Annotated in this window: 3 protein-coding genes; all 3 read left to right on the top strand. The window is 73.6% G+C overall.

Annotated elements, in window-relative coordinates; translation table 11 throughout:
- On the top strand, positions 1-593 hold a 593-nt coding region (locus tag QR77_RS02510), incomplete at its 5' end, for a methyltransferase domain-containing protein (RefSeq protein ID WP_040019444.1).
- A gap of 32 nt (positions 594-625) precedes the next feature.
- Positions 626-1,468, top strand: a complete 843-nt coding sequence (locus tag QR77_RS02505) for an endo alpha-1,4 polygalactosaminidase (protein ID WP_040019443.1) — start codon at positions 626-628, stop codon at positions 1,466-1,468.
- Between the two features lie 53 nt (positions 1,469-1,521).
- Positions 1,522-1,974: ribonuclease H (locus QR77_RS02500; RefSeq protein WP_040019442.1), on the top strand; the 453-nt coding region annotated here is incomplete at its 3' end.

The following is a 1,974-nucleotide window of genomic DNA, read 5'->3' as shown; positions in this document are numbered from 1 at the left end:
ACGCGCTCGGCGTGGAGCCGAACCCCGGACTGCGCTCGGTCGCCGAGCGGCGCGCGGCCGAGGCGGGCAGCACCGCGCGCTTCACCGACGGTGACGCGCTCGCCCTGCCGCTGGGGGACGCCGAGGCGGATGTGGTCTGGTGCGAGCGGGTGTTCCAGCACCTGGCCGAGCCGGAGCGGGCCGCCGCCGAGATCGCCCGGGTGCTGCGCCCCGGCGGCCGGGTCGCGCTGCTCGACACCGACTGGGCGACCTCGATCCTGCACCCCGGCGAGCCCGAGGTGGTGGCCGCCCTGACCGGCGGCGCGCTCTCGTCCGCCGCCAATCCTTACGCGGGGCGCAAGCTGGCCGGTCAACTGGCGGGCGCGGGGCTGGAGATCGACGACCTCGGTTCGCAGGCGCTCATCCAGGGCCCGGGAGAGGTCAACTGGCCGCTGGTGAGGATGCTCGGCGAGACGGCCGTACGGCGCGAGGTGATCACCGCCCAGCAGCGCGACCAGCTCTACGCCGACCTCACGGCAGCCGCCGAGCGCGGCGCCGTACACATGTCGGTGACCATGTTCGGCGTGATCGCCCACCGCCCGGCCGCCGTTTGACGCGGCGCCCCTCGTCACCGAATCCTTACGCGGTGACCCGTGCCCCCCTCATCGCGGCCCTGCTCGCCGCCTCGCTCCTGACCGCCGGATGCGGCGGCGGTACGCGGGACGGCGCGTCCGGCGGACCGTCCTCGTCGGGCGGGCAACCCCGCGCGGAAGTGCGGGTGCCCGACGCCGGCGAACCGTTCGACTACCAGCTCGGCGGCGCCTACCCGCCGCCGAGCGGCGCCCGGACCGTGGTCAGGGACCGTACGGCGGCCCCCGCGCCCGGGCTGTACAACATCTGTTACGTCAACGCCTACCAGGCCCAGGCGGACGCGGTGGACTGGTGGGGGGCCCACCATCCCGGCCTGCTGCTCCGTGACGCCGAAGGCGCGCGGGTCGTCGACAAGGACTGGGACGAACCGCTGCTCGACATCTCCACCGCCGCCCGCCGCGCGAGCCTCGCCGACGTCGTCGGACAGTGGATCGACGGATGCGCGGCGAAGGGCTTCGACGCGGTCGAGGCGGACAACCTGGACTCCTACCTGCGCTCGGACGGACTGCTCGACCGCGCCGACGCGACCGGTTTCGCCGTGCTCATCGCCCGCCGCGCCCATCGGGCCGGGCTGGCGATCGGCCAGAAGAACGCGGCGGAGATGACCGGTGAGCACGCCGCCGTGGGCTTCGACTTCGCCGTCGCCGAGGAGTGCGGGCGCTACGACGAGTGCGCGGCGTACGCCGACGCGTACGCGGACCGGGTGTTCGTGATCGAGTACCGGCGGCCGGACTTCACCGCCACCTGCCGGGCCTGGGGCCGCCGGCTGGCCGTCACCCTGCGGGACCGTGACGTGGTGGCCGCCGGAGAGCCGGGGTACGCGGACGCCCGCTGCTGAGCGGTCAGGCACCCGTGGCGAACGGGCCGCCCCGGCGCTGGCATGATCGGTGCATGGCTGAACGTGTGATCGCCGCTTGCGACGGCGCGTCAAAAGGAAATCCAGGACCGGCCGGCTGGGCCTGGGTCATCGGCGAAGGTGCCCCGGGCGAGGAGAAGGCCGTCCGCTGGGAGGCGGGACCGCTCGGTACGGCGACCAACAACGTCGCCGAACTCACCGCCCTGGAGCGTCTGCTCGCGGCCGTCGACCCCGGCGTGCCGATGGAGATCAGGATGGACTCCCAGTACGCGATGAAGGCTGTCACGACCTGGCTGCCCGGCTGGAAGCGCAAGGGCTGGAAGACGTCCGCCGGCAAACCGGTCGCCAATCAGGAACTCGTGGTCCGTATCGACGAACTGCTCACCGGCCGCACGGTGGAGTTCCGCTACGTACCCGCGCACCAGGTCGGCGGCGACCCGCTCAACGACTACGCCGACCGGGCGGCCAGCCAGGCCGCGATCGTCCAG

Origin of the sequence: Streptomyces sp. 150FB (assembly GCF_000818195.1) — a bacterium.
Lineage (GTDB): Bacteria > Actinomycetota > Actinomycetes > Streptomycetales > Streptomycetaceae > Streptomyces.
This window is presented reverse-complemented; position numbering and strand designations above follow the sequence as displayed.